This is a genomic window from Thermomonospora echinospora (genome assembly GCF_900108175.1).
GTDB classification, from domain to species: Bacteria; Actinomycetota; Actinomycetes; order Streptosporangiales; family Streptosporangiaceae; genus Thermomonospora; species Thermomonospora echinospora.
This window is the reverse complement of record NZ_FNVO01000001.1, coordinates 781051-806759: the sequence shown is the minus strand read 5'-3', so window position 1 is coordinate 806759 and position 25709 is coordinate 781051. Positions and strand designations below refer to the sequence as shown.

28 protein-coding genes are annotated in these 25709 nt (G+C 72.0%); 18 read left to right on the top strand and 10 right to left on the bottom strand.

Features of this window, described 5'->3' with window-relative positions:
* Positions 1-2 precede the first annotated feature (2 nt).
* The 4 genes from C4U03_RS03680 to C4U03_RS03665 all read right to left on the bottom strand — a co-directional run bounded on the left by C4U03_RS03680 (position 3) and on the right by C4U03_RS03665 (position 3870).
* Positions 3-605, bottom strand: coding sequence for a dTDP-4-dehydrorhamnose 3,5-epimerase family protein (locus C4U03_RS03680; RefSeq protein WP_103936138.1), 603 nt, complete (start codon positions 603-605; stop codon positions 3-5).
* Between the two features lie 49 nt (positions 606-654).
* Positions 655-1866: a class I SAM-dependent methyltransferase gene (locus C4U03_RS03675; RefSeq protein WP_103936137.1), complete on the bottom strand. Its 1212-nt coding sequence runs from the start codon at positions 1864-1866 to the stop codon at positions 655-657.
* Between the two features lie 175 nt (positions 1867-2041).
* Positions 2042-2863, bottom strand: a complete 822-nt coding sequence (locus C4U03_RS03670) for an ABC transporter permease (protein ID WP_200827038.1) — start codon at positions 2861-2863, stop codon at positions 2042-2044.
* Between the two features lie 2 nt (positions 2864-2865).
* Positions 2866-3870 carry an ATP-binding cassette domain-containing protein gene (locus tag C4U03_RS03665; RefSeq protein ID WP_103936135.1) on the bottom strand — a complete coding sequence of 335 codons (1005 nt, stop codon included), beginning with the start codon at positions 3868-3870 and terminating at the stop codon, positions 2866-2868.
* A 92-nt stretch (positions 3871-3962) separates the two neighbouring features.
* On the opposite strand from C4U03_RS03665, the gene C4U03_RS03660 reads away from it, so the two are divergent.
* Positions 3963-4544, top strand: a complete 582-nt coding sequence (locus tag C4U03_RS03660) for a TetR/AcrR family transcriptional regulator (protein WP_103936134.1) — start codon at positions 3963-3965, stop codon at positions 4542-4544.
* Between the two features lie 71 nt (positions 4545-4615).
* Here C4U03_RS03660 and C4U03_RS03655 read toward each other — a convergent pair whose 3' ends face one another.
* Positions 4616-5908, bottom strand: a complete 1293-nt coding sequence (locus C4U03_RS03655) for an activator-dependent family glycosyltransferase (protein ID WP_200827002.1) — start codon at positions 5906-5908, stop codon at positions 4616-4618.
* 27 nt (positions 5909-5935) lie between these two features.
* Complete coding sequence (locus tag C4U03_RS03650; RefSeq protein ID WP_103936132.1) at positions 5936-7225, bottom strand: activator-dependent family glycosyltransferase; 1290 nt, start codon at positions 7223-7225, stop codon at positions 5936-5938.
* Positions 7226-7419: 194 nt separating this feature from the next.
* On the opposite strand from C4U03_RS03650, the gene C4U03_RS03645 reads away from it, so the two are divergent.
* Positions 7420-8241, top strand: coding sequence for an NAD(P)H-binding protein (locus C4U03_RS03645; protein ID WP_103936131.1), 822 nt, complete (start codon positions 7420-7422; stop codon positions 8239-8241).
* A gap of 106 nt (positions 8242-8347) precedes the next feature.
* A complete protein-coding gene (locus tag C4U03_RS03640; protein WP_103936130.1) occupies positions 8348-9157 on the top strand; it encodes an SDR family NAD(P)-dependent oxidoreductase in 810 nt (269 codons plus the stop codon).
* Here C4U03_RS03640 and rfbD read toward each other — a convergent pair.
* Positions 9138-10019, bottom strand: a complete 882-nt coding sequence (gene rfbD / locus C4U03_RS03635; RefSeq protein WP_103936129.1) for a dTDP-4-dehydrorhamnose reductase — start codon at positions 10017-10019, stop codon at positions 9138-9140. The genes C4U03_RS03640 and rfbD overlap by 20 nt on opposite strands.
* A 216-nt stretch (positions 10020-10235) precedes the next feature.
* Here rfbD and C4U03_RS03630 point away from each other — a divergent pair, with 216 nt between their 5' ends.
* The 5 genes from C4U03_RS03630 (at position 10236) to C4U03_RS03610 (ending at position 13794) form a co-directional block, all read left to right on the top strand.
* On the top strand, positions 10236-10550 hold the full coding sequence (locus C4U03_RS03630) for a muconolactone Delta-isomerase family protein (RefSeq protein WP_103936128.1): 315 nt from the start codon (positions 10236-10238) through the stop codon (positions 10548-10550).
* Between the two features lie 135 nt (positions 10551-10685).
* Positions 10686-11006 carry an antibiotic biosynthesis monooxygenase family protein gene (locus C4U03_RS03625; protein WP_235017616.1) on the top strand — a complete coding sequence of 107 codons (321 nt, stop codon included), beginning with the start codon at positions 10686-10688 and terminating at the stop codon, positions 11004-11006.
* 15 nt (positions 11007-11021) lie between these two features.
* Complete coding sequence (locus C4U03_RS03620) at positions 11022-12290, top strand: beta-ketoacyl-[acyl-carrier-protein] synthase family protein (protein WP_103936126.1); 1269 nt, start codon at positions 11022-11024, stop codon at positions 12288-12290.
* Entirely contained in the window at positions 12287-13549 is a 1263-nt protein-coding gene (locus C4U03_RS03615; RefSeq protein ID WP_327372375.1) for a ketosynthase chain-length factor, read from the top strand. The genes C4U03_RS03620 and C4U03_RS03615 overlap by 4 nt, the downstream gene beginning before the upstream one ends.
* Entirely contained in the window at positions 13537-13794 is a 258-nt protein-coding gene (locus C4U03_RS03610) for an acyl carrier protein (RefSeq protein WP_103936125.1), read from the top strand. Before C4U03_RS03615 ends, C4U03_RS03610 begins: the two co-directional genes overlap by 13 nt.
* 83 nt (positions 13795-13877) lie before the next feature.
* Here C4U03_RS03610 and C4U03_RS03605 read toward each other — a convergent pair whose 3' ends face one another.
* Positions 13878-14990: a DegT/DnrJ/EryC1/StrS family aminotransferase gene (locus tag C4U03_RS03605; protein ID WP_103936124.1), complete on the bottom strand. Its 1113-nt coding sequence runs from the start codon at positions 14988-14990 to the stop codon at positions 13878-13880.
* 157 nt (positions 14991-15147) lie between these two features.
* Here C4U03_RS03605 and rfbA point away from each other — a divergent pair, with 157 nt between their 5' ends.
* Positions 15148-16023, top strand: a complete 876-nt coding sequence (gene rfbA / locus C4U03_RS03600) for a glucose-1-phosphate thymidylyltransferase RfbA (RefSeq protein ID WP_103936123.1) — start codon at positions 15148-15150, stop codon at positions 16021-16023.
* A gap of 35 nt (positions 16024-16058) precedes the next feature.
* On the opposite strand, the gene C4U03_RS03595 is transcribed toward rfbA, so the two are convergent.
* Both C4U03_RS03595 and C4U03_RS03590 read right to left on the bottom strand, forming a co-directional pair.
* Positions 16059-16769, bottom strand: a complete 711-nt coding sequence (locus tag C4U03_RS03595) for a class I SAM-dependent methyltransferase (RefSeq protein WP_103936122.1) — start codon at positions 16767-16769, stop codon at positions 16059-16061.
* Between the two features lie 31 nt (positions 16770-16800).
* On the bottom strand, positions 16801-17580 hold the full coding sequence (locus C4U03_RS03590) for a cyclase family protein (protein WP_103936121.1): 780 nt from the start codon (positions 17578-17580) through the stop codon (positions 16801-16803).
* Positions 17581-17753: 173 nt separating this feature from the next.
* Between C4U03_RS03590 and C4U03_RS03585 the strand changes: the two genes are divergently transcribed.
* From C4U03_RS03585 to C4U03_RS03545, 9 genes are all read left to right on the top strand, one after another.
* On the top strand, positions 17754-18236 hold the full coding sequence (locus C4U03_RS03585) for a nuclear transport factor 2 family protein (RefSeq protein WP_200827001.1): 483 nt from the start codon (positions 17754-17756) through the stop codon (positions 18234-18236).
* Positions 18237-18312: 76 nt separating this feature from the next.
* Positions 18313-19080 carry an SDR family NAD(P)-dependent oxidoreductase gene (locus C4U03_RS03580; RefSeq protein WP_235017615.1) on the top strand — a complete coding sequence of 256 codons (768 nt, stop codon included), beginning with the start codon at positions 18313-18315 and terminating at the stop codon, positions 19078-19080.
* Positions 19081-19096: 16 nt separating this feature from the next.
* Positions 19097-19279, top strand: a complete 183-nt coding sequence (locus C4U03_RS03575; protein ID WP_103936119.1) for a hypothetical protein — start codon at positions 19097-19099, stop codon at positions 19277-19279.
* Positions 19280-19322: 43 nt separating this feature from the next.
* Positions 19323-20513: a nucleotide disphospho-sugar-binding domain-containing protein gene (locus tag C4U03_RS03570; protein WP_103936118.1), complete on the top strand. Its 1191-nt coding sequence runs from the start codon at positions 19323-19325 to the stop codon at positions 20511-20513.
* Positions 20510-21298, top strand: a complete 789-nt coding sequence (locus C4U03_RS03565; RefSeq protein ID WP_103936117.1) for a phytanoyl-CoA dioxygenase family protein — start codon at positions 20510-20512, stop codon at positions 21296-21298. Before C4U03_RS03570 ends, C4U03_RS03565 begins: the two co-directional genes overlap by 4 nt.
* Positions 21299-21308: 10 nt before the next feature.
* A complete protein-coding gene (locus C4U03_RS03560) occupies positions 21309-22640 on the top strand; it encodes an activator-dependent family glycosyltransferase (protein WP_103936116.1) in 1332 nt (443 codons plus the stop codon).
* Complete coding sequence (locus C4U03_RS03555; RefSeq protein ID WP_200827000.1) at positions 22634-23833, top strand: aromatic ring-hydroxylating oxygenase subunit alpha; 1200 nt, start codon at positions 22634-22636, stop codon at positions 23831-23833. The genes C4U03_RS03560 and C4U03_RS03555 overlap by 7 nt, the downstream gene beginning before the upstream one ends.
* The gene (rfbB, locus tag C4U03_RS03550; protein ID WP_103936115.1) at positions 23830-24891 is read left to right on the top strand and encodes a dTDP-glucose 4,6-dehydratase; all 1062 of its coding nucleotides are present in this window, start codon (positions 23830-23832) and stop codon (positions 24889-24891) included. Before C4U03_RS03555 ends, rfbB begins: the two co-directional genes overlap by 4 nt.
* Positions 24888-25697 carry an SAM-dependent methyltransferase gene (locus tag C4U03_RS03545; RefSeq protein ID WP_103936114.1) on the top strand — a complete coding sequence of 270 codons (810 nt, stop codon included), beginning with the start codon at positions 24888-24890 and terminating at the stop codon, positions 25695-25697. Before rfbB ends, C4U03_RS03545 begins: the two co-directional genes overlap by 4 nt.
* The last annotated feature ends 12 nt before the right edge of the window (positions 25698-25709 follow it).

The following is a 25709-nucleotide window of genomic DNA, read 5'->3' as shown; positions in this document are numbered from 1 at the left end:
ACCTACGCGTAGAGGGCGCGCTCGATCTGGAGGCATTCGGCGTAGCCGGGAAGGACACCGTCCGCCTCCAGCTTGGCCAGGGTGGGCGCGGCGCGGTCCCGTTCCGACAGGATCGGATCGATGTCCGCGGGGATGGGCAGTTCGAGAGCCGGGTCGAACACCGAGAGGGCGAGCTCGTTCTCCTTCACGTACTCGCCGGACAGCATGTAGGCCATGACCGTGTCGTCCTCCAGGGCGACGAAGGCGTGCGCCACGCCGACCGGGAAGTACATCGCGCGGAACTCCTCCGGGTCGAGCACGGAGAAGTCGGAGAGTCCGAAGGTCGGCGACCCCACCCGGATGTCGATGACCAGGTCGAGCGCTCTGCCGCGGGCGCAGTAGACGTACTTGGCGATGCCCGGCGGGGTGCGGGTGAAGTGGGCGCCGCGCACCACGCCGCCGCGGGACCTGCTGTGGTTGGTCTGGGCCACCGGGAACAGGCCGTGGCCCATCGCCTCGCGGAGCGCCGCCTCCTGGAACGGCGAGACGAACAGCCCCCGCTCATCGGTGAAGACCGGGGGCCGGAACTCGAATGCGCCGTCGACGGCGAGCTTCCGAAACTGCATGAGGTTGTCCTTCGGATCGTGGGACCGCCCGTCCGGGATCGGTGCCGGCTCAGACGACATGGACCTCGGGCACGTAGAGGATCCATCGACCACCCGCCTCGTGGAAGGCGCGCTCCTTCGCCATGATCTCTTCGGCGTGGTTCCAGGCGAACAGTACGGCGTAGTCGGGATAGGGGTCGGCCAGCGCCTCGGGCGGCCGCACCGGGATGTGCGAGCCGGGCATCAGCCTGCCGTTCTTGGCCGGGGTGGCGTCGCACACGAACGAGACCAGCTCGGGGCCGATCCCGCAGAAGTTCGTCACGGTCGCGCTCTTGGCCGTCGCGCCGTAGCCCACGACCCTCTTCCCCTCGGCGCGCAGGCCGCGCAGCAGACCCATGAGGTCGTCGCGGATGCGGTTCACGCTCGCGGCGAAGCCGTCGAAGTCCGCAGGGGCGGCCAGGCCGAGCTCCAGCTCCTCGGCGGCCACCTCCTCCACCGCCGGGGACGGTTCGCGCCGTCCCGCCCGCGCGATCGTGTAGCGCAGCTCTCCCCCGTGCACCGGCAGCCGTTCGACGTCGACCAGCTCGAACCCGAACCGGGACGCGGCGTTGCGCACGGAGCGGACGGTGAAGAAGAAGAAGTGCTCGTCGTAGATCTGGTCGAAGGTGTTGCGCCGCAGGATGTCGCCCAGGTAAGGGTCCTCGAACACCAGCACCCCGTCGGGCGCCAGCAGCGCGTCGACCCCGCGGAAGACGGAGCCGATGTAGGGGATATGGCACATCGTGTTGGCGGCGTAGATCACGTCGGCGGGTCCGTCCTCGGCGACGATGGCGGAGGCCACGGACTCCTCGAAGAAGTCGACGCGCACCCGGACGCCCTGCTCGCAGGCCAGCTGGGCGACCCCGCCGGAGGGCTCCACGCCCAGATGGCGGACGCCCGCCTTGTCGATCGTCTTGAGCATGACGCCGTCGTTGCAGCCGACCTCGACGATGAACGGGTCGGGCCCGGTCAGGTGGGAGTCCAGCAGCAGCTGGGCGGTCTCCTCGAAGTGCCGGCGCATCCGGACCGAGCCGGACGAATGGTACGGGTAGGCCTCGTGGAACATGCGGTCACGCGCCACCTCGTCGATGAGCTGCGTCATCGTGCAGGACTCGCAGATGCCCACGGCGAGCCGGAAGAAGTACTCGTGCCCGACCCCCGCGGGGTCGAGGAAGGCGTCGGAGAGGGGCTGACGCCCGAAGTCGAAGAACTCGTGGACGGCACCACCGCAGACACGGCACATGAGATCTTCCTCGGACTCGTGGGACGCCGCGCCGGTAGTCCGGGCGGCTCCGCGGACTGTGATGCGGGGCTTGACTGCTCCGATCGTCGGTGCCCGCTCTTGAGCCGCCCTGGACGCTCGCTGGAGCCCGGGCTCGGTCAGCCGGTAGGGACGGGCCCTGCCAGGCCGTCTCGGCTCAGCGGTTGAGGCGGCGGTAGCGCCGGATCGACAGCGGAAGGAAGATCACGGTGATCAGCAACGGCCAGCCGATCGCCAGCTCGATCGCGTGCTCGGCCGCCCACGACCCGCCGCTCAGTCCGGGGCTGCCGAACAGCTCCCGGCAGGCCTGCACGGTGGCCGACAGCGGGTTCCACTCGGCGATGATCCGCAACCATGCGGGCATCAGCTCGGGCGAGACGAAGGTGTTGGCCAGCAGCGTCAGCGGGAACAACGGCATCCAGGCCGCCCCGGCCCCCTCCGGGGTCAGCCGGAGCCCCATGCAGATCCCCACCCACACCAGCGCGAACCGCAGCAGCAACAGCAGTCCGGCCGCCGCCAGCGCCGAGCCGAGGCCGTGGTGCGCGCGCCAGCCGACCAGCAGGCCGCACAGCATCAGGATCACCAGGTCGAGCGTCGAGGTGAGCATGTCGGCGATGACCCGGCCCATCAGGACGCCGAACGACGACACCGGCATCGACCTGAAGCGGTCGGTGACCCCGCGGGCGGCGTTGGCCGCGACGACGTACACGGTCGAGATCACGCCGAAGACCATCGTCTGCCCGAACATGCCGGGCATGAGGAACTCGCGGTAGTCTCCGCCCCCGGCCACCCGCATGGCGCTGCCGAAGACGTAGCCGAACAGCAGCACCATGATGAGGGGGAACAGCAGCGTGTTCAGGATGACCACGGGGTTGCGCACCCAGTGGATCAGCTCGCGCCCGGACACCACCCAGGCGTCGGAGAGCGCCCAGCGCAACCGCTCGGCGGGAGTGGTCGGGATCGCGGGAGCGATCGGCATGCTCATGGTCGCACCATCCCCTTCTCGGCGGCCGGCCGGTCGCCGTCGGCACCGGCGCCGCGGCCAGTGAGGCTGAGGAACACCTCGTCGAGCGTCGGCCGGCGCAGCGTGAGGTCCTCCACCTGCAGGCCCGCGTCGCGCAGCTCGCGCGCCGTCACGGTGATGGCCTCCAGCGGGTCCTTGACGGGCGCCGTGACGCGGGCGGCGTCGGGGTCGATCTCGGGACTGGCGTCGGCGACCCGGGCGATGATCCGCGCGGCCGAGGGCAGGTCGGCGGCGTCCCGCACCACCACGTCGATCTGATCACCACCGATCATGGACTTCAGCCGGCTCGGCGACCCGTCGGCGATCACCATGCCCGCGTCCAGCACCGCGATCTGGTGCGCGAGCCGGTCGGCCTCGTCGAGGTACTGCGTGGTCAGCAGCACGGTGGTGCCCTGCGCGACCAGGTCGCGCACCGCCCGCCAGACCTCGGTGCGGCTGCGCGGGTCGAGCCCGGTCGTGGGCTCGTCGAGGAACAGCACCCGCGGCGCCAGGATGAAGCTCGCCGCCAGGTCCAGCCGGCGGCGCATCCCTCCGGAGTAGTGCTTGACCCGCTTGTCGGCCGCGCCCGCCAGACCGAACCACTCCAGCAGCTCGTCGGTGCGCCGTTTCGCCTCGCGCGGGCCGAGCCGGAACAGCCGCGCCCACATGCGCAGGTTCTCCCGGCCGGTGAGGATCTCGTCGACCGAGGTCTGCTGTCCGGCGAGGCCGATCCGGTAACGGACCTGCGCCGGATCGCCGACCACGTCGAACCCCGCGACCCGGGCGGTCCCCCCGTCCGGCAGCAGCAGGGTGCTGAGGATGCGCACGGCCGTGGTCTTGCCCGCCCCGTTGGGGCCGAGCAGCCCGCATACCGTGCCCTCGGCCACGGCCAGGTCGAACCCGGCGAGCGCGTGCGTGTCGCCGTAGCGCTTGCGCAGCCCTTCGGCCTCGATCGCGAACCTCGTCACGACGCTCCCTCCCATCGTCCCAGGACTTTGAATTATCAATTTAAGACATCAGTGTGTCAATACGAGGCTCGTAGTTCCAGTTTGAGGCTTCTATGTACACTTCTGGCATGGAAAACGAGTCTGGCGTGCGAGGGCGCACCCGCCGCGCGATCCTGGCGGCCGCCGCATCCGTGCTCGCCCGCGACCGCGCCGCGACCTTGGCCGACATCGCCGAGGCGGCCGGGGTCGGACGCAGCACGCTGCACCGCTACTTCGCCGACCGGGAAGAGCTGATCAACGCGGTGGTGGAGGACTCGCTGACGGTGATCAGCCAGTCGATCGACGAGGCCGCCCTCGGACAGGGCCCGCCGCTGGAGGCGATGCGCCGCCTGGTCGCGGCGATGCTGGACGTCGCCGACCGGCTGATGTTCCTGTGGGGCGACCCGCGCGTCCTGGATGCCTTCGACAAGTCCTCCCCCGCCGAGGACGGCTCTGAGGCGGCCCCCCAGTCCGTCGCCGACCTCATCGAACGCGGCCAGGCCGAGGGCGTGTTCGACCCGGAGGTCAGCGTCGACTGGATCCAGAACGTGCTGTGGGCCGTCGTCTACACGGGCGTCGAGCAGGTAGAGAAGGGCCTGATGCCCCGGCACGGCGTCCATGCCACGGTGGTCCGCACCTTCGAGAACGGCATCCGCCGCCACGCCTCCTGACCACCGGCGCCGGCGCGCCTGCGCGCCGGCGCCACGGGCGACGGTCGAACGGCCAGGAGGTCAGGCGGCGGTCAGGCGGTACGGCGGCGGTGCCGATCGGTCAGCCGCTCCAGCCTCGCCACGGTGTCGCTGGGAGCAGGCGTGCTCATCAGCTCCCTCTGGAGCCGGGCCGCGTTCCGCGCGAACGACGGTTCGTTCAGCAGGCGCAGCAGCAGGGCGCGAAGCTCACCGGCGGTCGCGTGCTCGACGTCGGGCACGGTCAGGCCGGCGCCCGCCTCGCGCACCTGCACGGCCCTCATCGGGATGTCCCAGAGCTCTCCCGGGAGGACGAGCTGCGGGACGCCGTGCGCGAACGCCGTGTGCAGCGTCCACACGTCCGACTGATGGATGATGACCGAGCAGCTCGGCAGCAGCTCGTTCAGCGGTGCCGAGTCGACCACCCGCACGTTACCCGGAAGGTCACGCTCCGCGTCCCGCAGCAGCGGGCTCGACGGCGCGACCACCTCGACGTCGAGGCCGCCGAGAGCCTCCAGGAGCGCGGCGACGGGCACCCGGTCGCCGCCCGTCACCTCCGGGTGCGGAAGGGTCAGGCTGAGGCATACGCGCGGTCGCTTCGGCGTCTCGCGCAACCACTTCGGCACGACCGACGGGCCGTTGTACGGGACGTGCCGCATCGGGACGTAGCGGATGCCGGTCGGAAGCTGCTGGGACGGCGGAACCGGGTCGATCGTCCACTGCCCCGTGACGACGTCCTCGCCGAACGAGCAGCCGTACCGTTCCAGCACCGGGCCGAGCCACTCCTCCAGGGGGTCCTCGCGCCACTCCGGCGGGCGTTCGGCCATGGCCGCCAGGTACCGCCCGCGCATGAGAGCGACCATGTCCAGCCCGTAGAGGAGGCGGGCGTGGGCGGCGCCGCACGCCTTGGCGGCGACCGGCCCGGCGAAGACGAGGGGGTCCCACAGCACCAGGTCCGGCCGCCATTCGCGGGCGAAGGCGACCAGCTCCTCAATGGTGCGCGGCGGGCTGAACGTCCGGAAGACGGTCGTGGTCATCACCGTGAGGACGCCGTGCATGAAGTCGTAGGTGAGCTTCTCCGGGCGGGTCTCCTCGATCCGCATCAGGTCCTCGGGGCCAGGCACGTCGGCCGCGATCCCCCCGCCCTCGCGGAGCCGGTCGCTGGCCGCGATGTTCTCGTCGGCCTCCAGAGCCTCCCCGATGGGGACGGCGGTGAGGCCGGTCCGCGTGATGTCGGCCACGAGGTTGGGCCGGTCGACGAGGCGGACCTCGTGTCCGGCGGCCCGCAGCGCCCAGGCCAGCGGGACGCGGTGGTGCCCCGGAGCCTTGGTCGGGGTCGTCACGAACATGACACGCACAGTGCCCTCCTCAACGGCTCACCCCCGCCGGGCGCGATGCTCGGCGGTCAGTCGTTCCAGCGACGGCACGACGTCCGCGGGCGCGGGGGTTCCGGCCATCCGCGTGCGCAACCCGGCCGCGGCCCGCGTGAAGAAGGGGTCGTCGAGGATGCGGCCGACCATGTCGCGCAGCTCGCGGGCCTCGAACCGCTCGATGTCCCAGACGCACAACCCCGCGCCCGACTCCTCCAGCCGCTCGGCCTTGAGCATCGTGTCCCAGAGGTCGCCCGGAAGGAGCACCTGGGGGATCCCGTGCGCGAGCGCGGTCTGCATCGTTCCGGTGCCGCCCTGGTGGACGATGGCCGAGCAGCTCGGCAGCAGCTCGTTCAGCGGGACGAAGTCCACCACGCGCACGTTGTCCGGGACGCGCCGGACGCCCGAGAGCTGGTCGGCGGTGAGGGTCGCCACGACCTCGGCGTCCAGGTCGGCCATCGCCTCCAGCAGGTCGCTCATCGACACCCGGTTGCCGCCGAGAACCTCGCGGTGCGAGAGCCCCAGCGTCAGGCAGACGCGGCGGCGCGCGGGCGGCGCGCGCAGCCACCCTGGGACCGTCGCCCGGCCGTTGTACGACACGTGACGCATCGGCACGCAAAGGTGGTCGACCGGGAGACGCATCCAGGACGGGCCGGGGTCGATGGTCCACTGCCCCATGACGACGTCCTCGCCGAACGCGCAGCCGTACCGCTCCAGCCAGGGGGTCAGCCACTCCTCCATCGGGTCCTCGCGGAGCGGGGCCGGACGTTCCCGCACGGCGTCCAGATAGCGTTCACGCATCCACCCGATCACGTCCAGGCCGTACATCAGCCGCGCGTGGGCCGCCCCGCAGGCACGGGCGGCGATCGCGCCGCCGAAGCCCAGCGGGTCCCAGATCACCAGGTCGGGTCGCCACTCGCGGGCGAAGGCGACCAGGTCGTCGGTCGCCGGGACCGGCGCGTGGTTCTTGAACACGACCGTGGTCAGCACGGTGAAGAGCCCGTGCATGAAGTCGTAGGTCAGCCGCTCCGGACGCCGTTCGTCGATCTTCATCAGCGGCTCGGGGTCGGGCACGTCGCCGGTCGCCTCCCGCTCCCGGATCTCGGCCATCAGCGCCTCCGCGTCGAAGGCCTCGCCGATGGGCACGGCGGTCAGGCCCGCGTCGGCGATGTCGTCCACCACATCCGGGCTGGCGGCCACGCGGACCTCGTGGCCCGCGGCCCGCAGCGCCCACGCCAGCGGCACCCGCGGATACGCGTGGGCCTTGAACGGAAGCGTTGTGATCAGGATGCGCACCGCATCCCCTTTCGCCGTCGGAGCCCCGGCGCGGTCGCGGCCGACCACGTCGGGCCTGGCCGCAGGCTGGCAGGCGGCGCTCGCGGCCCGCTCGACGCCCGGTGGCCGTCGCGCCTCGACCCGCTTGCGAGGGGCCGGAGGCGGCGGAAGGGTAGGTTCCGGCGAGTACGCGCGCGACGGGAGGGAAGGCGGACATGAGGGTTCTGGTGACGGGCGCCACGGGCACCGTCGGACGACACGTGGTGGACGGCCTCCTGCGCTCGGGGGCCTCCGTACGGGCGCTGACCCGCTCGCCTGAGACGGCGGGGCTGCCCGGCGAGGTCGACGTGGTACGGGGCGACCTCACCTTGCCGGAGTCGGTGCAGCCCGCGCTGGCGGACGTCGACCGGCTGTACCTCTTCCCCGTGCCCGAGACGGCCGAGGCGGTCATGGGGCTCGCCGCCAAGGCGGGCGTACGGCGGGTGGTGGTGCTGTCGTCGGTGTCCGCCGAGTACGCCGAGGGCGACCTGAGCGGCGACCAGCACCGCGCTGTGGAGGCGGCGGTGGAGGCGTCCGGGATCGAGTGGACGCACGTGCGCCCGGGCGAGTTCATGGCCAACCTGCTGTTCCTGTGGGCGCCGTTCGTCAAGGCCGAAGGCGTGGTCCGGGCTCCCTACGGGGACGCCGAGAGCGCGATGGTCCATGAGGCCGACATCGCCGACGTCGCGGTACGGGCGTTGCTCGAGGACGGCCATGCGGGGGCGAAGTACTCCCTGACGGGTCCCGAGGCGCTCACGAAGGTCGAGCAGGTGCGCATCCTCGGCGAGGTGCTCGGGCGGGAGGTCCGCTTCGAGGAGCTGACCAGGGAGCAGACCCGGGAGCTGTGGATCGGCCAGGGCATGCCGCCCGAGGCGGTCGACTGGCTGCTGACGCCGCCGCCGAAGGCCGTCGTGGGCCCGACCGCCGAACAGGTCACCGGCCGCCCGGCCCGTACCTTCGCCCAGTGGGTCGCCGACCACCGGGCGGACTTCGGCTGATCCGGCCGTCCTGGACGCCGGATCGACCGGGGCTCGACCGCGGTGGCGGAGAGTCGGCGCACGCCATGTAGGCGACCGACGCGTCGGACCACCGAGAGGAGCGCCCATGCCGTTTCCGTTCGACCTCCAGGGTAGGAAGGCCCTCGTCACCGGAGCGTCCCGGGGAATCGGCCGGGCGATCTCGCTCGCGCTCGCGCGGGCCGGCGCGGAGGTGGCGCTGCTCGCGCGCGGCGCCGACGAGCTGGACAAGCTCGCCCGAGAGATCGATGACCTCGGCGTCCGTGCCGTCCCGATCCCGACCGACGTCACCGTCCCGGCGCAGGTGGAACGTGCGGTGGACACCGCTCTCGCCGAGTTCGGCCAGTTGGACGTGGTCGTCAACAACGCCGGGGGAACCGGCCGGTTCGGGCCGTTCCTCTCCCTGCCGCACAGCGCCTGGGAGCAGGCCATGCGGCTGAACTTCGACTCCGCCGTGCACGTCTGCCGGGCGGTCGGGCCCCATCTGACCGGGCAGCGCGGCGGCTCGGTCGTCAACGTCGCCTCCTTCGCCGGACAGGGCGGGCTGCCCCTGCTCGCGCCATATGCGGCGGCGAAGGCCGCGCTGATCTCCCTCACCCGCTCGCTGGCGGCGGAATGGGCGGTCAGCGACGTCCGTGTCAACGCGGTCGTGCCCGGCTGGGTCGCCACCGACCTGACCGCGCCGCTGTCGGCCGACCCGGCGACGAGCGCGAGCCTGCTGGAGGCCGTCCCGGCCGGGCGATGGGGCCGGCCGGAGGACGTGGCGGGCGCGGTCGTCTACCTGGCCGGCGACGCCTCCGGACTGGCCACGGGCTCCTGCCTCACCCTCGACGGAGGGCTGAGCGTTCTGTCGGGCGGCCCGGCCACGCTGCGGTTCTTCAAGGAGACCAGCGCGTGACCGGCGCCGCCTCGCGGGCCAGCGCCGTCCGGAGCGCCGCGCGCCAGTCACGCGGTGGCGCGACGCCGAGTTCGCGCCAGCGCGCGTGCCCGAGCACGGCGTAGGGCGGTCTGCGGGTCGGCGTGGGGAAGGCATCGCTGGTCGTCGGGCGGACCCGGCCGGGGTCCGCCCCGACCAGCCGGAACACCTCGACGGCCAGCTCGTAGCGGCTGGCCGCGCCGGCGTTGGTGGCGTGGAAGACGCCGGTCGCCTCGGGCCGCCCGCCCAGCAGGACGATCCGTTCGGCCACGTCGGCCGCCCAGGTGGGCTGGCCGACCTGGTCGGTCACGACGGCGACCGGCTCATGCCGGGCGGCGAACCCCATCATGGTCCGGACGAAGCTGCGCCCCCGGTCGCCGTGCAGCCACGCGGTCCGCACCACGACGCCCGCCCTTGGCAGGACACCCAGCACGGCCTGCTCCCCAGCCAGTTTCGTCCGGCCGTACGCGGTCCGGGGGGCGGGCGGATGGTCTTCGGCGTACGGGGTGCGCGCCTCGCCGGAGAACACGTGGTCGGTCGAGACGTGGACGAGCCTGGCCCCCGTCTCGGCACAGGCGAGCGCCAGACGGCGCGGTGCGGCGCCGTTGACGCGCAGCGCCTCCCGCTCGTGCGCCTCGGCGGCGTCGACCGCCGTGTAACCGGCGCAGTTGACCACCACGTCCGGCCGGTGGTCGGCGAACGCACGGCGCACCGACCGCGGCGAGGTGACGTCGAGCCGCGTGCGGTCCAGACCGATGACGGCGTCGTCCGGCCGGCCGGCCGCCAGGCACTCCAGCAGGTGGTGCCCGAGCAGCCCGCCCGCTCCCGTGACCAGCCATCTCATGCGCGCACCCGGCCGGTGTCGAGTGTGTTCAACGGATGCCTCCATGGAGCCTCACCTCGCGAACCCGCGGTGCCAGGAGAGTGACCCGGCCGGTTAGCAGATCCTTCGAGCGCGGCTCGCCTTCCCGCCCGGCCATGTGCTCCAACGCGGCTCGACGGGCGCCTGACCGGCGACCGCCAGACTCCGGGGCACACCCGCAGAGCACGAAGGAGCATGATGGCACTGTTCGCCGTTCTCGCGACCCAGCACCCGGTGGGCATAAGCGCCGACGAGTTCCGCCGCCGGCTGCCCGAGGGTTTCGCCTACACCAGGTCGCTGGTCGACAAGGGCGTCATCAAGCACAGCTGGGTCCGGGTGGGCGCCTCCGGCGGGCTGCTCGTCTACGACGTCGGCTCGCACGAGGAACTGCTGTCGCTGTTGTACGCCAATCCCGTCAGCCCTCATCTGGAGTTCGAGGTCATTCCGCTGGCCCAGCCGACCGAATTCGATCCCGTGGCCTTCGCGGAACAGGCCGGGACCAGCACGCGTTGAGCGGCCTGCGAGACAGACCGCACATCGTTGACGGCAGCGAGATCCCGGCCGCCCTCCGAATCGGTTCGGGCGGCCTTCCGTCGATGCGAGTGAGGCACGATGCACGAAGACGCCAGAGACGACACCGTCACTTTCGTGAACAGATTCACCGTGCACGCGTCGCCCGACGAGTTCGAACGCGTCTTCGCGGAGACCGCCGAATTCATGGCGCGGCAGGACGGCTTCCTCCAGCACACGCTGCTGCGCCATGTGGACGACGAACGCAGTTACGTCAATATCGCGCAGTGGCGTGACGAGGCCGCCTTCCGGGCGGCGGTGGCGGCCCCGGGTTTCGGGCCGCACGCGGCCTCCCTCCGGGCGCTCAGCGCCAGCGAGCCCAGCCTCTACACACCGGCCGCACCGACCCGGCGAAGCCCCCTGGCCGAGGCCGGCGACGGCCCCGCCGCCCGCTCCTGACCGGCGAGAGCATTGATGAACCGCCGCGTCGCGATCACCGGCATCGGAGTCGTCGCACCCGAGGCCGTCGGCACCAAACGCTTCTGGGACCTGCTGACCGCCGGGCGGACGGCCACCAGGCGCATCACCTTCTTCGACCCCTCGCCCTTCCGCTCGCAGGTCGCCGCCGAGGTCGACTTCGACCCGCTGCGCGAGGGGCTGTCCCCGCAACAGGTCCGCCGGATGGACCGCACCACCCAGTTCGCCGTCGTGTCCGCGCGGGAGAGCCTGGCCGACAGCGGGCTCGGCGCACCGGACCTCGACCCGTCCCGCACCGGGGTGGTCATCGGCAGCGCCGTGGGCGCCACGATGAGCCTGGAGCGCGAGTACGTGGTCGTCAGCGACGGCGGACGGCGGCACCTCGTCGACGAGGAGTACGCCGTCCGGCACCTGTTCGGCCACTTCGTGCCCAGTTCCATCGCCGCCGAGGTGGCATGGGACGTCGGCGCCGAGGGGCCGGTCGCCACGGTGTCCACCGGCTGCACGTCGGGCCTGGACTCGGTCGGGCACGCCGTCGAGCTGATCCGGGAGGGGACGGCCGACGTCATGGTGGCCGGGGCGACCGACGCGCCCATCTCCCCGATCACCATGGCCTGCTTCGACGCGATCAAGGCGACCACGCCGCGCAAGGACGACCCCGCCACCGCCTCCCGGCCGTTCGACCGGACCAGGAACGGGTTCGTGCTCGGCGAGGGGGCCGCGGTGTTCGTGCTGGAGGAACTGGAGCACGCACGCCGCCGCGGGGCCCGCCTCCGCGCGGAGATCAGCGGGTTCGCCACCCGGTCCAACGCCTACCACATGACCGGGTTGCGCGCCGATGGACGCGAGATGGCCGAGGCCATCCGCGCCGCGCTGGCCCAGGCCCGAACGTCCCCGCAGGACGTGGCGTACGTGAACGCGCACGGCTCGGGAACCAAGCAGAACGACCGGCACGAGACGGCGGCCTTCAAGCGGGCCCTGGGCGAGCACGCCTACCGGGTCCCGGTCAGCGGGATCAAGTCGATGATCGGCCACTCCCTCGGCGCCATCGGCTCCCTGGAGATCGCGGCGTGCGCGCTGGCCATCGAGGACGGCGTCATCCCGCCCACCGCGAACCTGCACGAGCCCGACCCCGAGTGCGACCTGGACTACGTGCCGCTGCGGGCCCGCGAGAGCCGGGTCGACACCGCGCTGACCGTCGGCAGCGGGTTCGGCGGCTTCCAGAGCGCGATGGTGCTGTCGGCCGTCGACAGGGACGACCGGTGACGGCCGCCACGGTGGTGACCGGCATGGGGGTGCTCGCCCCGACCGGGCTCGGCACGACCGCGCACTGGTCGGCCACGCTGCGCGGCCGCAGCGCGATCGGGCCGATCACCCGGTTCGACGGCACGCCGTACAGCAGCCGCCTGGCCGCCGAGATCAACGGCTTCGTCGCGGCCGACCACCTGCCGAGCCGCCTGCTTCCGCAGACCGACCACATGACCCGCCTGGCGCTCGTGGCGGCGGACTGGGCGCTCCAGGACGCCGCGCTCGTCCCCGCGGAGCTGCCCGAGTACGGCGCCGGCGTGGTGACGGCCAGTTCCGCCGGCGGCTTCGAGTTCGGCCACCGCGAGCTGGAGAAGCTGTGGAGCAAGGGACCCGAGCACGTCAGCGCCTACCAGTCCTTCGCCTGGTTCTACGCGGTGAACACGGGTCAGATCTCCATCCGGCACGGCCTGCGCGGCCCCAGCGGCGTGCTGGTGACCGAGCAGGCCGGCGGGCTCGACGCGATCGCCCAGGCGCGGCGGCACCTGCGCGCCGGCATTCCGGCGATGATCGGCGGCGGGGTGGACGGCTCCCCGTGCCCGTGGGGGTGGGTCGCCCAGCAGACCAGCGGGCGGCTCAGCGTCGCCCGCGACCCGGCGCGGGCCTACCTGCCCTTCGGCGAGGGCGCGGCAGGCCACGTCCCAGGTGACGGCGGTGCCCTGTTCGTCCTGGAGCGCGCGGACACCGCCGCCGAGCGCGGCGTGCGGTGGTACGGCGAGATCGCCGGATACGCGGCGACCTTCGACCCGCCTCCGGGGTCGGGCCGTCCGCCGACGCTGCGCCGGGCGATCGAACGGGCGCTGGACGACGCCGGAGCGGCGCCCGCCGACATCGGGGTGGTCTTCGCCGACGCCGCGGGCGTGCCCGACCTCGACCGGGCCGAGGCCGAGGCCCTGCGCGCGGTGTTCGGTCCGTACGGCGTGCCGGTGACCGCGCCGAAGACGATGACCGGCCGGCTCGGCGCCGGCGGCGCGGCGCTCGATCTCGCCACGGCCCTGCTGGCGCTGGAGCGCGGGGTGATCCCGCCGACGGTGAACGTGACCCGGCCCGTCCCCGCCTACGAGATCGACCTGGTGCCGCGTCCCCGGCGGGTCCCGCTGACAGCCGCCCTGGTGCTGGCCCGCGGGCACGGCGGGTTCAACGCCGCGATGGTCGTCCGCGGCGGGCGGGGCACCAGGCTTCCCGACAACGCGCGAAGGAGCGAGACATGCAGGAGCTGACCGTGACCAGGCTCATGGAGATCATTCGCGAGTGCGCCGGTGAGGGCGAGGGGCTGGCCGCGGCCGACGACGTCCTCAACGTGGAGTTCAGCGATCTCGGCTACGACTCGCTCGCGATGCTGGAAACCGCGAGCCGGATCGAGCGCGACTACGGCATCCGGCTGCCCGACGAGCAGGTAACGGAGGCGACGACGCCGCGCGCCTTCCTCACCCTCGTCCACGACGCCGCGGCCGAGTCGTCCTGAGCGACTCCCGGGAGAGACGCCTGAGCGACCAGGGCGGGCCCGGCCGTGGAGGCCGGGCCCGCCCTGGTGCCGTCCGGGAGTCCTCACCCGAGGGTCGAGACGACCTCGCGGACCGCGCTGATGACCTTGTCCTGGAGATCGGGGCTCAGCGACGCGTACATCGGCAGCGAGAAGATCTCGGTGGCCAACCGCTCGGTGACCGGGAGGGAGCCCGGCCCGTAGCCGAGGTGCGCGAAGCCGGTCATCGTGTGCACCGGCCACGGGTAGCTGATGTTCAGCTCGATGTCGTAGCCCTTGAGGGCGGCGATGATGTCGTCACGGCGGGGGTGGCGCACGACGTAGACGTAGTAGACGTGGTCGTTGCCGGGAGCCGGTTCGGGAAGGACGAGCCCCACATCCGCCAGGCCCTCGGCGTACCGCCGGGCCACCTCGCGGCGGGCCGCGATGTAGTCGTCCAGGCGGCGCAGCTTGCGCCGCAGGATCTCCGCGTGCAGCTCGTCGAGCCTGCTGTTGTGGCCCGGGGTCCGGACGACGTAGTAGCGGTCCTCCATGCCGTAGTAGCGCAGCCGCCGCAGATTGCGGTCGACCTCGTCGTCGGAGGTGATGGTCGCGCCGCCGTCCCCGTACGCGCCGAGCACCTTGGTCGGGTAGAAGGAGAAGGCGGCCGCCTGGCCCATCGTCCCGGCCAGGCGGCCGTGGTGCCGGGCGCCATGGGCCTGGGCGCAGTCCTCCAGGATGACCAGGCCGTGCCCGGCGGCCAGCGACCGCAGCGGCTCCATGTCGACGCACTGACCGTAGAGGTGCACGGGGAGCAGGCAGCGGGTGCGCGGAGTGATGGCCGCGGCCACCTGGTCGGTGTCCATGAGATAGGTCCGGGGGTCCACGTCCACGAAGACGGGCGTGGCGCCCACGGCGTCGATCGCCACCACGGTCGGCGCCGCGGTGTTGGAGACCGTGATGACCTCGTCCCCCGGGCCGACGCCCAGCGCCTGGAGGCCCAGCTTGATGGCGTTGGTCCCGTTGTCGACGCCCACGCAGTGCCGCACGCCGTGGTAGGCGGCGAACTCCTCCTCGAACCCCCGCACGCTCGCGCCGAGGACGAGCCGTCCGGAGGAGAAAACGGTCTCGACCGCGTCGAGAATGTCCTCGCGCTCTTTCTCGTACTCCGGCAAATAGTCCCACACACGAGTGGTCATGTCGCTTTCGACCTCCTTTGGTATTCGCTATTCAGCACACGGCACACCGCTCGCACACAGCTCGAACCCACCTCAATCCGGAAGGCGACGCCTTGTGACCGAAATTGCGCCGCCGATAGCATGGCCGTGTTTCCCGAACTGACGAGGTGAACAACGCATGCGGGGAATAATCCTGGCCGGCGGCAACGGCACCCGACTGCATCCGGCGACGCTCGCGGTCTCCAAACAACTGTTGCCGGTGGGCGACAAGCCGATGATCTACTATCCGCTGTCGGTGCTGATGCTCGCGGGCATCCGGGACATCCTGGTCATCACGATGCCGAGCGACACCCCGCAGTTCCGCAGGCTGCTCGGCGACGGCGCGCACCTCGGGCTGAACATCACCTACGCGTGGCAGGACGAGCCCCGCGGGATCGCCGAGGCCTTCCTCATCGGGGCCGAGCACGTCGGCGACGACGACGTGGCGCTCGTGCTCGGCGACAACATCTTCCACGGCAACGCCTTCTCCGACCTGCTGGCGCGGGAGAGCGCGAACCTGAGCGGCTGCACGCTGTTCGGCTATCCGGTCACCGACCCCGAGCGGTACGGCGTCGGTGAGACCGACGGCGCGGGACGGCTGGTGTCCATCGAGGAGAAGCCCCTGCGGCCCCGGTCCAACCGGGCGATCACCGGGCTGTACTTCTACGACAACGACGTGCTCGAACTGGCCAGGGATCTGCGCCCGTCCGGGCGCGGCGAGCTGGAGATCACCGACCTGAACCACGCGTACCTCAAGCGGGGGCAGGCGAGGCTGGTCGACCTCGGCCGCGGCTTCGCCTGGCTCGACACCGGCACCCCCGAGTCGCTGCTCCAGGCCAGCATGTACGTGCGGACCCTGGAGGAACGCCAGGGTGTGCGCATCGCCTGCATCGAGGAGGTGGCGCTGCGGATGGGCTACATCGGGGCCGAGCAGTGCCATCGGCTCGGGGCGAGCATCGGCAAGTCGGCCTATGGCCAGTACGTCATGGCCATAGCCGACGAGCTGGCGGCGTGAGCGCGACCGGACCGGCGGGGTGAGAGCCGGCGGGGTCACACCCGACGGCCGATGAACATTCCCCGCTCGCTCCAGCCGACCTGGATGAACTCCGCCGGGCATCCCGCGTCGGCGAACGCCGTCAGGTACTCCTCCAGGGTGAAGAGCGTCAGCAGGTCGACCTCGGTGAACTCCCTGATGCCCGTTGAGTCCCCTACGAGGAACTTGACCTCCATACGGGTGGTCCGCCCCTGCCGCGTCGAGTGCGATACCCGGGCGACCGTCCTGCTCCCCGACTGGGCGAGGTCGCCCGCGACATAGCCCTCGATGAACCGCTCGGGGAACCACCACGGCTCCACGACGAGCACCCCGCCCGGTTCCAGGTGCCGGGCCATCGCCCGGACGGCGGACCGCATGTCGGCCACGCTGCGCAGATAGCCGATGGCGGTGAACATGCAGACCACCGCGTCGAAGGTACGGCCGAGGTCGAAGTCGCGCATGTCCCCGGCGTGCAGCCGGACGCCGGGCAGCCGCCGCACGGCCAGGTCGAGCATCGGCCGAGCCAGCTCCAGCCCCTCGGTGTGGGCGAACAGCTTGCCGAAGGTCTCCAGGTGGGCCCCCGTCCCGCAGGCGACGTCGAGCAGGGAGTCGGCGTCCGGCAGCCGCGACCTGATCAGCCGGCCGGTCCGCTCGGCCTCGTCGGCCCAGTCCTTCCCCCGGCTCTCGTAGATCAGCTCGTAGACGTCGGCGAGCTCGTGGCTGAACATCACGTCTCCTTCGCGGGTCGGTCCGCCGCGGTCAGTCGTCGAGGACGGCGACCGCGCGCGTCCAGCCCGCACCGCCCCCGGCGATCTTCACGGGAAAGCACGCCACGCGAAAGCCGTGGGGTCTGGGGAGGCTCTCCAGGTTGGCGAGCCGCTCGAGCTGGCAGTACTCGCGGTCCCGTCCGGCGAAATGGGCCGGCCACAGCACCGAGCGGTCCCCCGTCGCCCGGTACCTGGCGATGATGTCCCCGAACGGGGCGTCCAGGCTGAACGCGTCCGTGCCGATCACGCGCACCCCCATGTCCAGCAGGAGGTGCACGGCCGAGCCGTCGAGCCCGGCGAAGTCGGTGAAGTAGCGCGACGTGCCGGCGTGCCGTTGCGCCCCGGTGTGCAGCAGCACGATGTCGAAAGGACGTGGCGTGTAGCCGACGCGGTCGAGCGCCTCCTTCACCCGGTCCGCGCCGACGGCTCCGGTGGCGGCGTCGGTCAGGTCCAGCACCACGCCCGGGTTGAAGAACCACTCCAGCGGCATCTGGTCGATGTGCTTCGGCACGCCGTCGCCATAGGAGGCGCGTGAGCCGTAGTGGGAGGGGGCGTCGACGTGGGTGCCCGTGTGGGTGGTCAGCGCGATCCGGTCGAGCGAGAGGAACTCCGCGTCCGGAAGCTCCGCCGGATCGAACTCGATCCCGAAATGCTCGCGCATCTCCGAGCTCATATGGACGGCGCCCTCGCGCGGAGTGAGGACCTCGTGCGTCACGGGATCCGGCTCGTAGGACGAGGAGTCCACCGGTGATGACAGGTCGATGAGCCGCACACGGGCCTCCGGAGAGCGAGCGCCACGGAACGTCCCGATCGTCGTCCCCGCCACCAGCGAACGCCTGGAGCCTCACTCGAACCCGCGCCGGCGACCGAGCTCCACCGGGGCTCCGGGTCCACCGCGCACGATCGGCCCCGCCCGGCCATGAGATCGATGCACCAGGAGGCGCCGTGTCCATCCCGGCCGAAGGCCCGCCGCTCGCCGCGGTCTACGCCGACGTCCAGCAGTTCTACGCCCGGCACATGCACCTGCTCGACGCCGGGGCCGCCGACGAGTGGGCGGCGACGTTCACCGAGGACGGTGTCTTCGCGCCGCCCTCGGCACCGGAGCCGGTCAGGGGGCGGGCGAACCTCGCGGCGGGCGTCCGCGAGTCCTTCGCGAAACTGACCGCCGCGGGAGAGGTGCACCGGCACCTGCTGAGCATGGTCACGGTGGAGCCGCAACCCGACGGCTCCCTGCACGTGCGCAGCTACGCCCAGGTCATCGCCACCCCCCGGGACGGCGCGGCCCGGCTGCACCTGATGTGCGTCTGTGCGGACGTGCTCGTCCGCGTGGACGGCGAACTCCGGGTCCGCGAGCGGCGGGTCACCCGCGACGACCGCCCCGACCTCCAGCCCGCCTCGGGCACCGACGGCCGGGCCGATGCCCGATGACCGGCGACCGGACGCCGCCCGGGCGGCTCAGCCGGAGTCGATCCGCGTTCGAGCAGCGATTTCTACGGTGCCGGGCATGACGACGACGAACGATGGCGCGAGGTCGCGCGCCGTGATCGTGACCGGCGGCGGCACCGGCATCGGCCGCGCCACCGCCCGAGCGTTCGCCGACCGCGGCGACGGCGTCCTGGTGGTCGGGCGGACCGAGTCCGCCCTCATCGAGACCGCCAAGGACCACGACGGAATCCGCGTGCTGACGGCCGACGTCACCGAACCCGACGGCCCCCGGCTGGTCGTGGACGCCGCGCTCCGCGAGTTCGGCAGGATCGACGTGCTCGTCAACAACGCCGCCGCGCTCGGTTACCGCCCGCTGGCCCATGTCGACCGGGATCTCGTCGACCTCCAGCTCGGCACCAACCTCATCGCCCCGATCCTGCTCACCCGGTGCGCGCTCGACGCGCTGGAGGCGGCCGGCGGCACCGTGGTGAACGTCAGCACGGCCGGGTCGCTGGGCATGCGTTCGTGGCCGGACAACGGCGTGTACGGCGCCGCCAAGGTCGCGCTCGACTTCCTCACCCGGACCTGGGCCGTGGAGCTGGCTCCGCGCGGCATCCGGGTCGTGGCCGTCGCCCCCGGGGTGATCGACACCAGGTCCGCCCCGCGCATGGGCCTGTCCGAGGAGGCTTACGACGGCTTCCTGGAGCAGATCGCCGCGCGCACGCCGCTCGGCCGCGTCGGCACCCCCGAGGAGATCGCGTGGTGGATCACGCAGCTGACCCTCCCCCAGGCCGCCTACCTCACGGGCGCGGTGGTGCCGGTGGACGGCGGACTGTCCCTCACCTGAGGCGCCGGAGAAGGAGATGACGAGGATCCGAGACCGGTGGGCGGACCGCGGGAACGGGCTCGCGCGCTTCTGGCTGGCACGCCTCCAGGCGATGCCCATCGCCATGGCCGCGCGGTTCCTCCACGCCTTGGCCCGCCGTACGGCCGAGCGAGTGGCCGACGGGGTGCCCGACCGGACCACCGGCCGTCCCCGGACCTAGGTCCGAGCACGAACCGAGCAACCAGAACTCCGCTGGAGGAATCATGCGAGTACTGTTCGTCGCCTCCCCAGGTCTGGGGCACCTCTTCCCGACGGTGCCCCTCGCGCAGGCGATCCGCGCCGCCGGACACGAGGTCCGCTACGCCACCGGAGGCCTCAGCGTCGCCGCGTCCGAGGCGGGATTCACCGTCTTCGACGTCACGCCGGGCCTCGACTACGCCCCGATCTTCATCGAGGGGGGCGGGGGCGACGGCCCCCAGCCGATCCACGCCGACGACCCCGAGGACGAGATGCTCGCCCGCCTCTTCGGCCGCGTGTCGGGGGTCATGGTCGACGGCGTCCTCGACGCCGCCCGTGCATGGTCGCCCGACCTCATCTTCGCCCCGCCGCTCCAGGGCGCGGGACCGCTCGCGGCCGCCGCGCTGGGCATCCCGTACGTGGACATGCCCGTCGGCCTGTACGACGCCCGGCACGACCTGCCCGACATGGTGCGCGAGGCCATGAGCGAGCACTACGAGCGCCACGGCGTCACCGGCCGCCCGCCCGCGACCGCACGGATCAGCACCTGCCTGCCAAGCTTCGTCGAGCACCTCCCCGCCGAGCGGAGACCCAACGATGCCTGGCCCATGCGGCACGTGTCCTACAACGGCGGGTCCATCCTTCCGGACTGGCTACGCCGACGGCCCGAGCGTCCCCGGATCGCGGTCACGCTCGGCACCATCGAGGCCCAGTGGGGCGGCATCGCGGTGCTCGCGCCCCTGATGGCCGCCGCCGGAGCGGTCGACGCCGAGTTCGTGCTCACCCTCGGCGGCGGCGACGTGTCGTTGCTGGGAACGCTGCCGCCGAACGTCCGCGTCGTGGAGTGGGCTCCGCTGGACGCCCTCCTGGAGACCTGCGAGGCCGTCATCCACCACGGCGGAAGCGGGACGTCGATGACCGCCATCCAGTCGGGCATCCCGCAGTGTGTCCTGCCCCAGGGCTCCTACCAGCACAGCGACGTCGACGTGATCGCCGAGCTCGGCATCGGCTTCCTGGCCGACGCCGCGTCGCTGGGCGCCGCCGAGTGCTACACGCTGCTGAAGGACGAGGCCATGCGGGACGCGGCACGGCGGGTTCGCGACGAGCTGCGGTCGATGCCCGCACCGGCCGAGCTGGTCCCCCGGCTCGCCGAGCTGGCGGGGCAGGGCGCCGCCGTGGCGGCGGCGGACGCACGAGGGGACGGTCGATCGGCATGACCGTCCAAGCCGGGCCGAGCACGGCCGAGACGCTGCCCGACCACATCGTCCGGCGCTACCGTGATCAGGGCTTCGTCCATGTCCCGAACGTCCTGTCCGAGGACGAGGTGGCGGCGTTCCGGGCGGCGTCCGACGAGCTGCTCCGCAAGGAGACGCCCACGATCTGGGGTGCCGACGAGGCCGAGGCCCAGGTGCACTACATCGAGGAGGCCTGGCTCAAGAGCGACACGCTGCGCGGGCTGGCGCTGCATCCGCGCCTCATCGGCCTGGCCCGGCGGCTCGCCGGTGGGCCGCTGCGCCTCTACAGCAGCGACGTGCTGGTCAAGAAGCCGCGGGAGGCCCTTCCCACACTGGTCCACGACGACGAGGCGGGACTGCCGCTGGCGAACCTGTCGCGGACGCTCACGGCGTGGGTCGCGCTGGTCGACGTGCCGGTGGAGCGCGGATGCCTGAGCTACGTGCCGGGCTCCCACCTGCGCCCGGACTCCGACCGGCAGATCCGCATGGAGAGCTTCGCCGACTACCGCCCGATGGAGGAGGTCTGGCCGGACTTCCCGTGGCGGCCGAGGGTCTCGGTGCCGCTGCGCGCCGGGGACGTCGCCTTCCACCATTTCCGTACCGTGCACATGGCCGGGCCGAACACCACCGACGTGCCGCGCATGGCCCATGGGGTCATCTACGCGGACGAGGAGGCCACCTACCAGCCCGGCGTCCAAGACCAGTACCTCACCCACTTCCAGCCCGGGCAGCGGCTGGGGGGCGAGAAGTTCCCACCGGTCGGATGAGCGGCCCCTGATGAAAGTGATGTTCGCCTCGCTCGAAGGCAGCCACTTCCAGCTCATGGTGCCGATGGCCTGGGCGCTGCGCACCGCGGGCCACCAGGTCCGGGTGGTCTGCAAACGCGGCCTGGTCGACGCGGTCGCCCAGGCCGGGCTGACGGCGGTTCCGGTGGACTGCCCGCCCTGGCAGGAGGGGCTCGGCCGGTTCCACCAGGAGGCTCTCGCCCGCTGCAACGAGCTGGAGACCACCGAGCTGGAGCGCATCGGCCCGAAGGCCCCCGGGGTCGCGGACGCCGTCCGGGCACGGCCGACGTGGGAGACGCTGCTCGCCTACGAGAGCCTCGTGGTCCCGGCGTTGTGGGCGCGGCTCAACCGCGATGAGATGATCGACGGTCTGGTGGAGTACGCCCGGTTCTGGCAGCCGGACCTGGTGCTCTGGGAGAGCTTCTGCATGGGCGGGCCCGTGGCGGCCCTCGCCTGCGGCGCGGCGCACGCGCGGATGGTCTCCGGGCCCGACATGGCCCTGCAGATGGGGCCGCGACGCGAGTTCGTCCGGCGGTTGCGCGAGCTGCCGCCGGAGAACCGCGAGGATCCGACGGCAGACTGGCTCGACTGGACGCTGGAGCGGGTCGGCTGTGACCGCCGCTTCGACGAGACGATGCTGACCGGCCAGTGGATCATCGACAGCCGGCCGCCGAGCATGCGCGAGGATCTCGGGGTTCCCACCGTGCCCGTGCGGTACGTCCCGTACAACGGGCGGTGCGTCGTGCCCGCATGGCTGCGGGAGCCCCCGCCCGACCGGCCCCGCGTGTGCCTCACCCTCGGCACGAGCATCGACGGCGACTATGCGCTGTTCGACCTGAACACCATGCTCAACGCCCTGATGCGCACGCTGGCGGACATGGAGATCGAGGTCGTGGCGGCCATCGCGGCGAAGCAGCGGGCGTTGCTCCGGCAGATCCCGGACAACGTCCGGGTCGTGGACTTCGTCCCGATCGACGACCTGCTGCCCACCTGCGCGGCCGTCGTCCACCACGGCGGCTACCAGACCAAGGCCACGGCGGAGCTGCACGGCGTCCCGCAGGTGATCGTCACCGGGTGGGAGTGGGTCAGCGAGGGCATGGGCCGCGACTACGAAGGACAGGGCACGCTCCTGTCGATCCCGCTCCGCGAGTTCACCGCCGAGCTGCTCCGCGAGCGGCTGGAGCGGGTCCTGGAGGACCCGTCGTTCGCCGCGAACGCGATGCGCGTGCGCGAAGAGCTCCTCGCCATGAGAACGCCGAACGACATCGTGCCGACGATCGAGCGGCTCACGGCCGAGCGCCTGCTGGAGGGAATCGCATGCTGATGGAGGAACTCATCGGTGAGCTGGGCCGCTACCTGGGCGACGCCGGTTCGGACGCCGGTTCGGACGCCGGTTCGGACGCCGGTTCGGACGCCGGTTCGGACGCCGGTACACCGGCGATCGGCCTGCCGCCGCACGCCTACACCCATCCCGGGTTCTACGAGCTGGAACGCTCACAGATCTTCGGCCGGTCCTGGGTCCTGGTGGGGCACGCGAGCCGGCTCGCGGAGCCGGGAGACTACCTCGCGCTGACGGTGGCGGGCGAACCCGTCCTGGTGACCCGGGGGCGGGACGGCGCACTGCACGCGATGGCGCCGATCTGCCGGCACCGGAACATGCCGCTGGTCGAGCCGGGCACCGGTCGCGCCAACGCGTTCACCTGCCGGTACCACCTGTGGCGGTACGGGCTGGACGGGCGGCTGCTCGGTGCGACCTTCATGCGGGAGAACGCGGCGTTCGACCCGGCGGCCTGCCGTCTGCCGGCCTTCGCGGTCGAGGAGTGGCACGGCTTCGTGTTCGTCAACCTCGATCCGGACGCCGAGCCGCTGACCCCCCATCTGGGCCGGGCGGAGGAGGAGACGGCCGACTACGGGCTGGACTCCATGGTGCAGGTCGCCTCCTGGCGGGAGGAGTGGCGCGTCAACTGGAAGCTCGCGGTCGAGAACGCGCACGAGAACTACCACGTCATGGGCCTGCACCCCACCACGGTCGCGCTGATCACTCCGCGCGGCGGCGGTGACATGGACGTCCGGGCGGACTCGCCGTGGGCGACCCGCCTGCGCAGTCCCTTCAAGGAGCCCATGCCGCCCGGCGTGCTGCCGCTCCGGGACGAGCAGCGCGCCTTCATGGACAACTACTGCGTCTTCCCGTCCGGGAGCATCGCCACGTTCGCCGACTCCATCGTCTGGATCAGCTTCGTGCCGCTGTCGATCGACCGGACCGAGGTTCGCGGCGGAGTGCTGCTGCCGCCGGCGCTGCTGGACGGCGCCGACGCCGAGGCCCTCCGCAAGGAGCACGAGGCGAGTGCGGCCACCGTCAACGACGAGGACCGCGACGGCCTGGAGGCGGTGCAGCGCACGATCGGCTCACGTTTCACCGGCCGGGGGCACCTCAGCCCGAAGGAGCCCGGCGTGCTGGCCTTCTATCGCGGACTGGCCCGAGCCCTCACCCGGCCCCGCGGGGAGGAGACCGAATGAACCTCCTCGTCACCGGGGCCGCCGGCTTCATCGGCTCCGCCTATGCGCGCATGCTGCTGCGCTCCGACGCCCCGGACGCGCCGCAGGTCACCGTGCTCGACAAGCTCACCTACGCGGGGAGCGTCAGCAACCTCGGCGACCTCGTCGGCGGCCACCCGCGGCTGCGGTTCGTCCAGGGCGACATCTGCGACGCCGCCCTGGTCGGCAAGCTGATGACCGAAGTGCACCAGGTGGTGCACTTCGCCGCCGAGTCGCACGTGGACCGCTCGATCGAGGAGGCGGGCGACTTCGTCCGCACGAACGTGCTGGGCACCCAGACGCTGCTCGACGCCGCGCTGAGCCACGGGGTGGAACGGTTCGTCCACGTCTCGACCGACGAGGTCTACGGCTCGATCGAGCACGGCTCCTGGACCGAGGACCGGCCGCTGGCTCCCAACTCGCCGTACTCGGCCTCCAAGGCGGCCTCCGACCTGCTGGCCTTGTCGTACCACCGGACCCACGGCCTCGACGTGCGGATCACCCGGGCCTCCAACACCTACGGCCCCCACCAGTTCCCCGAGAAGGTGATCCCGCTCTTCATCACCAACCTGCTCGACGGGGAGCCCGTGCCGCTGTACGGCGACGGGCGGAACGTCCGCGAGTGGCTGCACGTCGAGGACCACTGCCGCGGCGTCGAACTGGCGCGCGCCCGGGGCCGCCCCGGCCAGGTCTACAACCTCGGCGGCGGAACCCGGCTGACCAACCGCGAGCTCACCGAACGCCTGCTGGACGCCTGCGAGTCCGACTGGAGCATGGTCAGGCATGTCACCGACCGCAAGGGCCACGACCTGAGGTACTCCCTCGACTGCGGCAAGGCCCGCGCGGAGCTCGGTTACGCCCCGCGACACGACTTCGTCCCTGGCCTCGCCGCCACGGTCGCCTGGTATCGCGAGAACCGTGACTGGTGGGAGCCGCTCAAACACCGCCGCGCCGCGAACGGCGGCAAGGCCCGCCGCCACCGTGCCGTCAAAGGCGCCGCGGTCGCGGTCCCGCACGCCCCACGAGAGAGGGAACGATGACCTCGACCCGCACACCCCAGCAAGAGGACGTCGCCGACTTCTACGAGCAGTCCACCCTGTTCCTCGCTGAGCTGACGGGTGGGAGCCTGCACTTCGGCTACTGGACCGCCCCCTCCGACGAGGCTCCGATGGAGGTCGCCTCCCGGCAGCTCACCGACCTGATGATCGAGAAGATCGCGGTGCGGCCCGGCGACCGGGTGCTGGACATCGGCTGCGGCACGGGCGGGCCCGCCGTCCGGCTCGCCCGCGAGACGGGCGCGACGGTCGTGGGCGTCACCATCAGCGCGGTACAGGTGGAGAAGGCCAGGGCGTTGGCGGAGTCGTCCGGTCTGGGCGACCGGGTGACCTTCCAGCAGGCCGACGCCATGGACCTGCCGTTCCCCACGGAGTCCTTCGACGCCGTGTGGCTGTTCGAGTCGATCTTCCACATGCCCGACCGGATCGGACCGCTCCGCCAGGCCGCGGCGGTGCTCCGGCCCGGCGGACGGCTGGCGCTCACCGACGTGCTGACCTCTCCGGCCCACGATGTGCCGGACAAACCCTACTCGTCGTTGTTCGGCGAGCCGATTCAGCTCCACGACTACCCGCCGCTGCTGGAGCGGGCCGGGCTCACCCCGGTCGAGACCACCGACATCACCGAGCAGTCGGTCGGGCGCACCCTCGACCGCATCGAGGAGAAGATCACCGCCGACCGTGCGCGTTTCGTCGAGCGGTTCGGCGCCGAGCTGGTCGACCAGGTCGCCTCGACGGTGCCCATGCTGCGCGCGGTGCGGCTCGGCTACGCCCTCGTCACCGCCACCCGCTGACCGTTCTCCGCC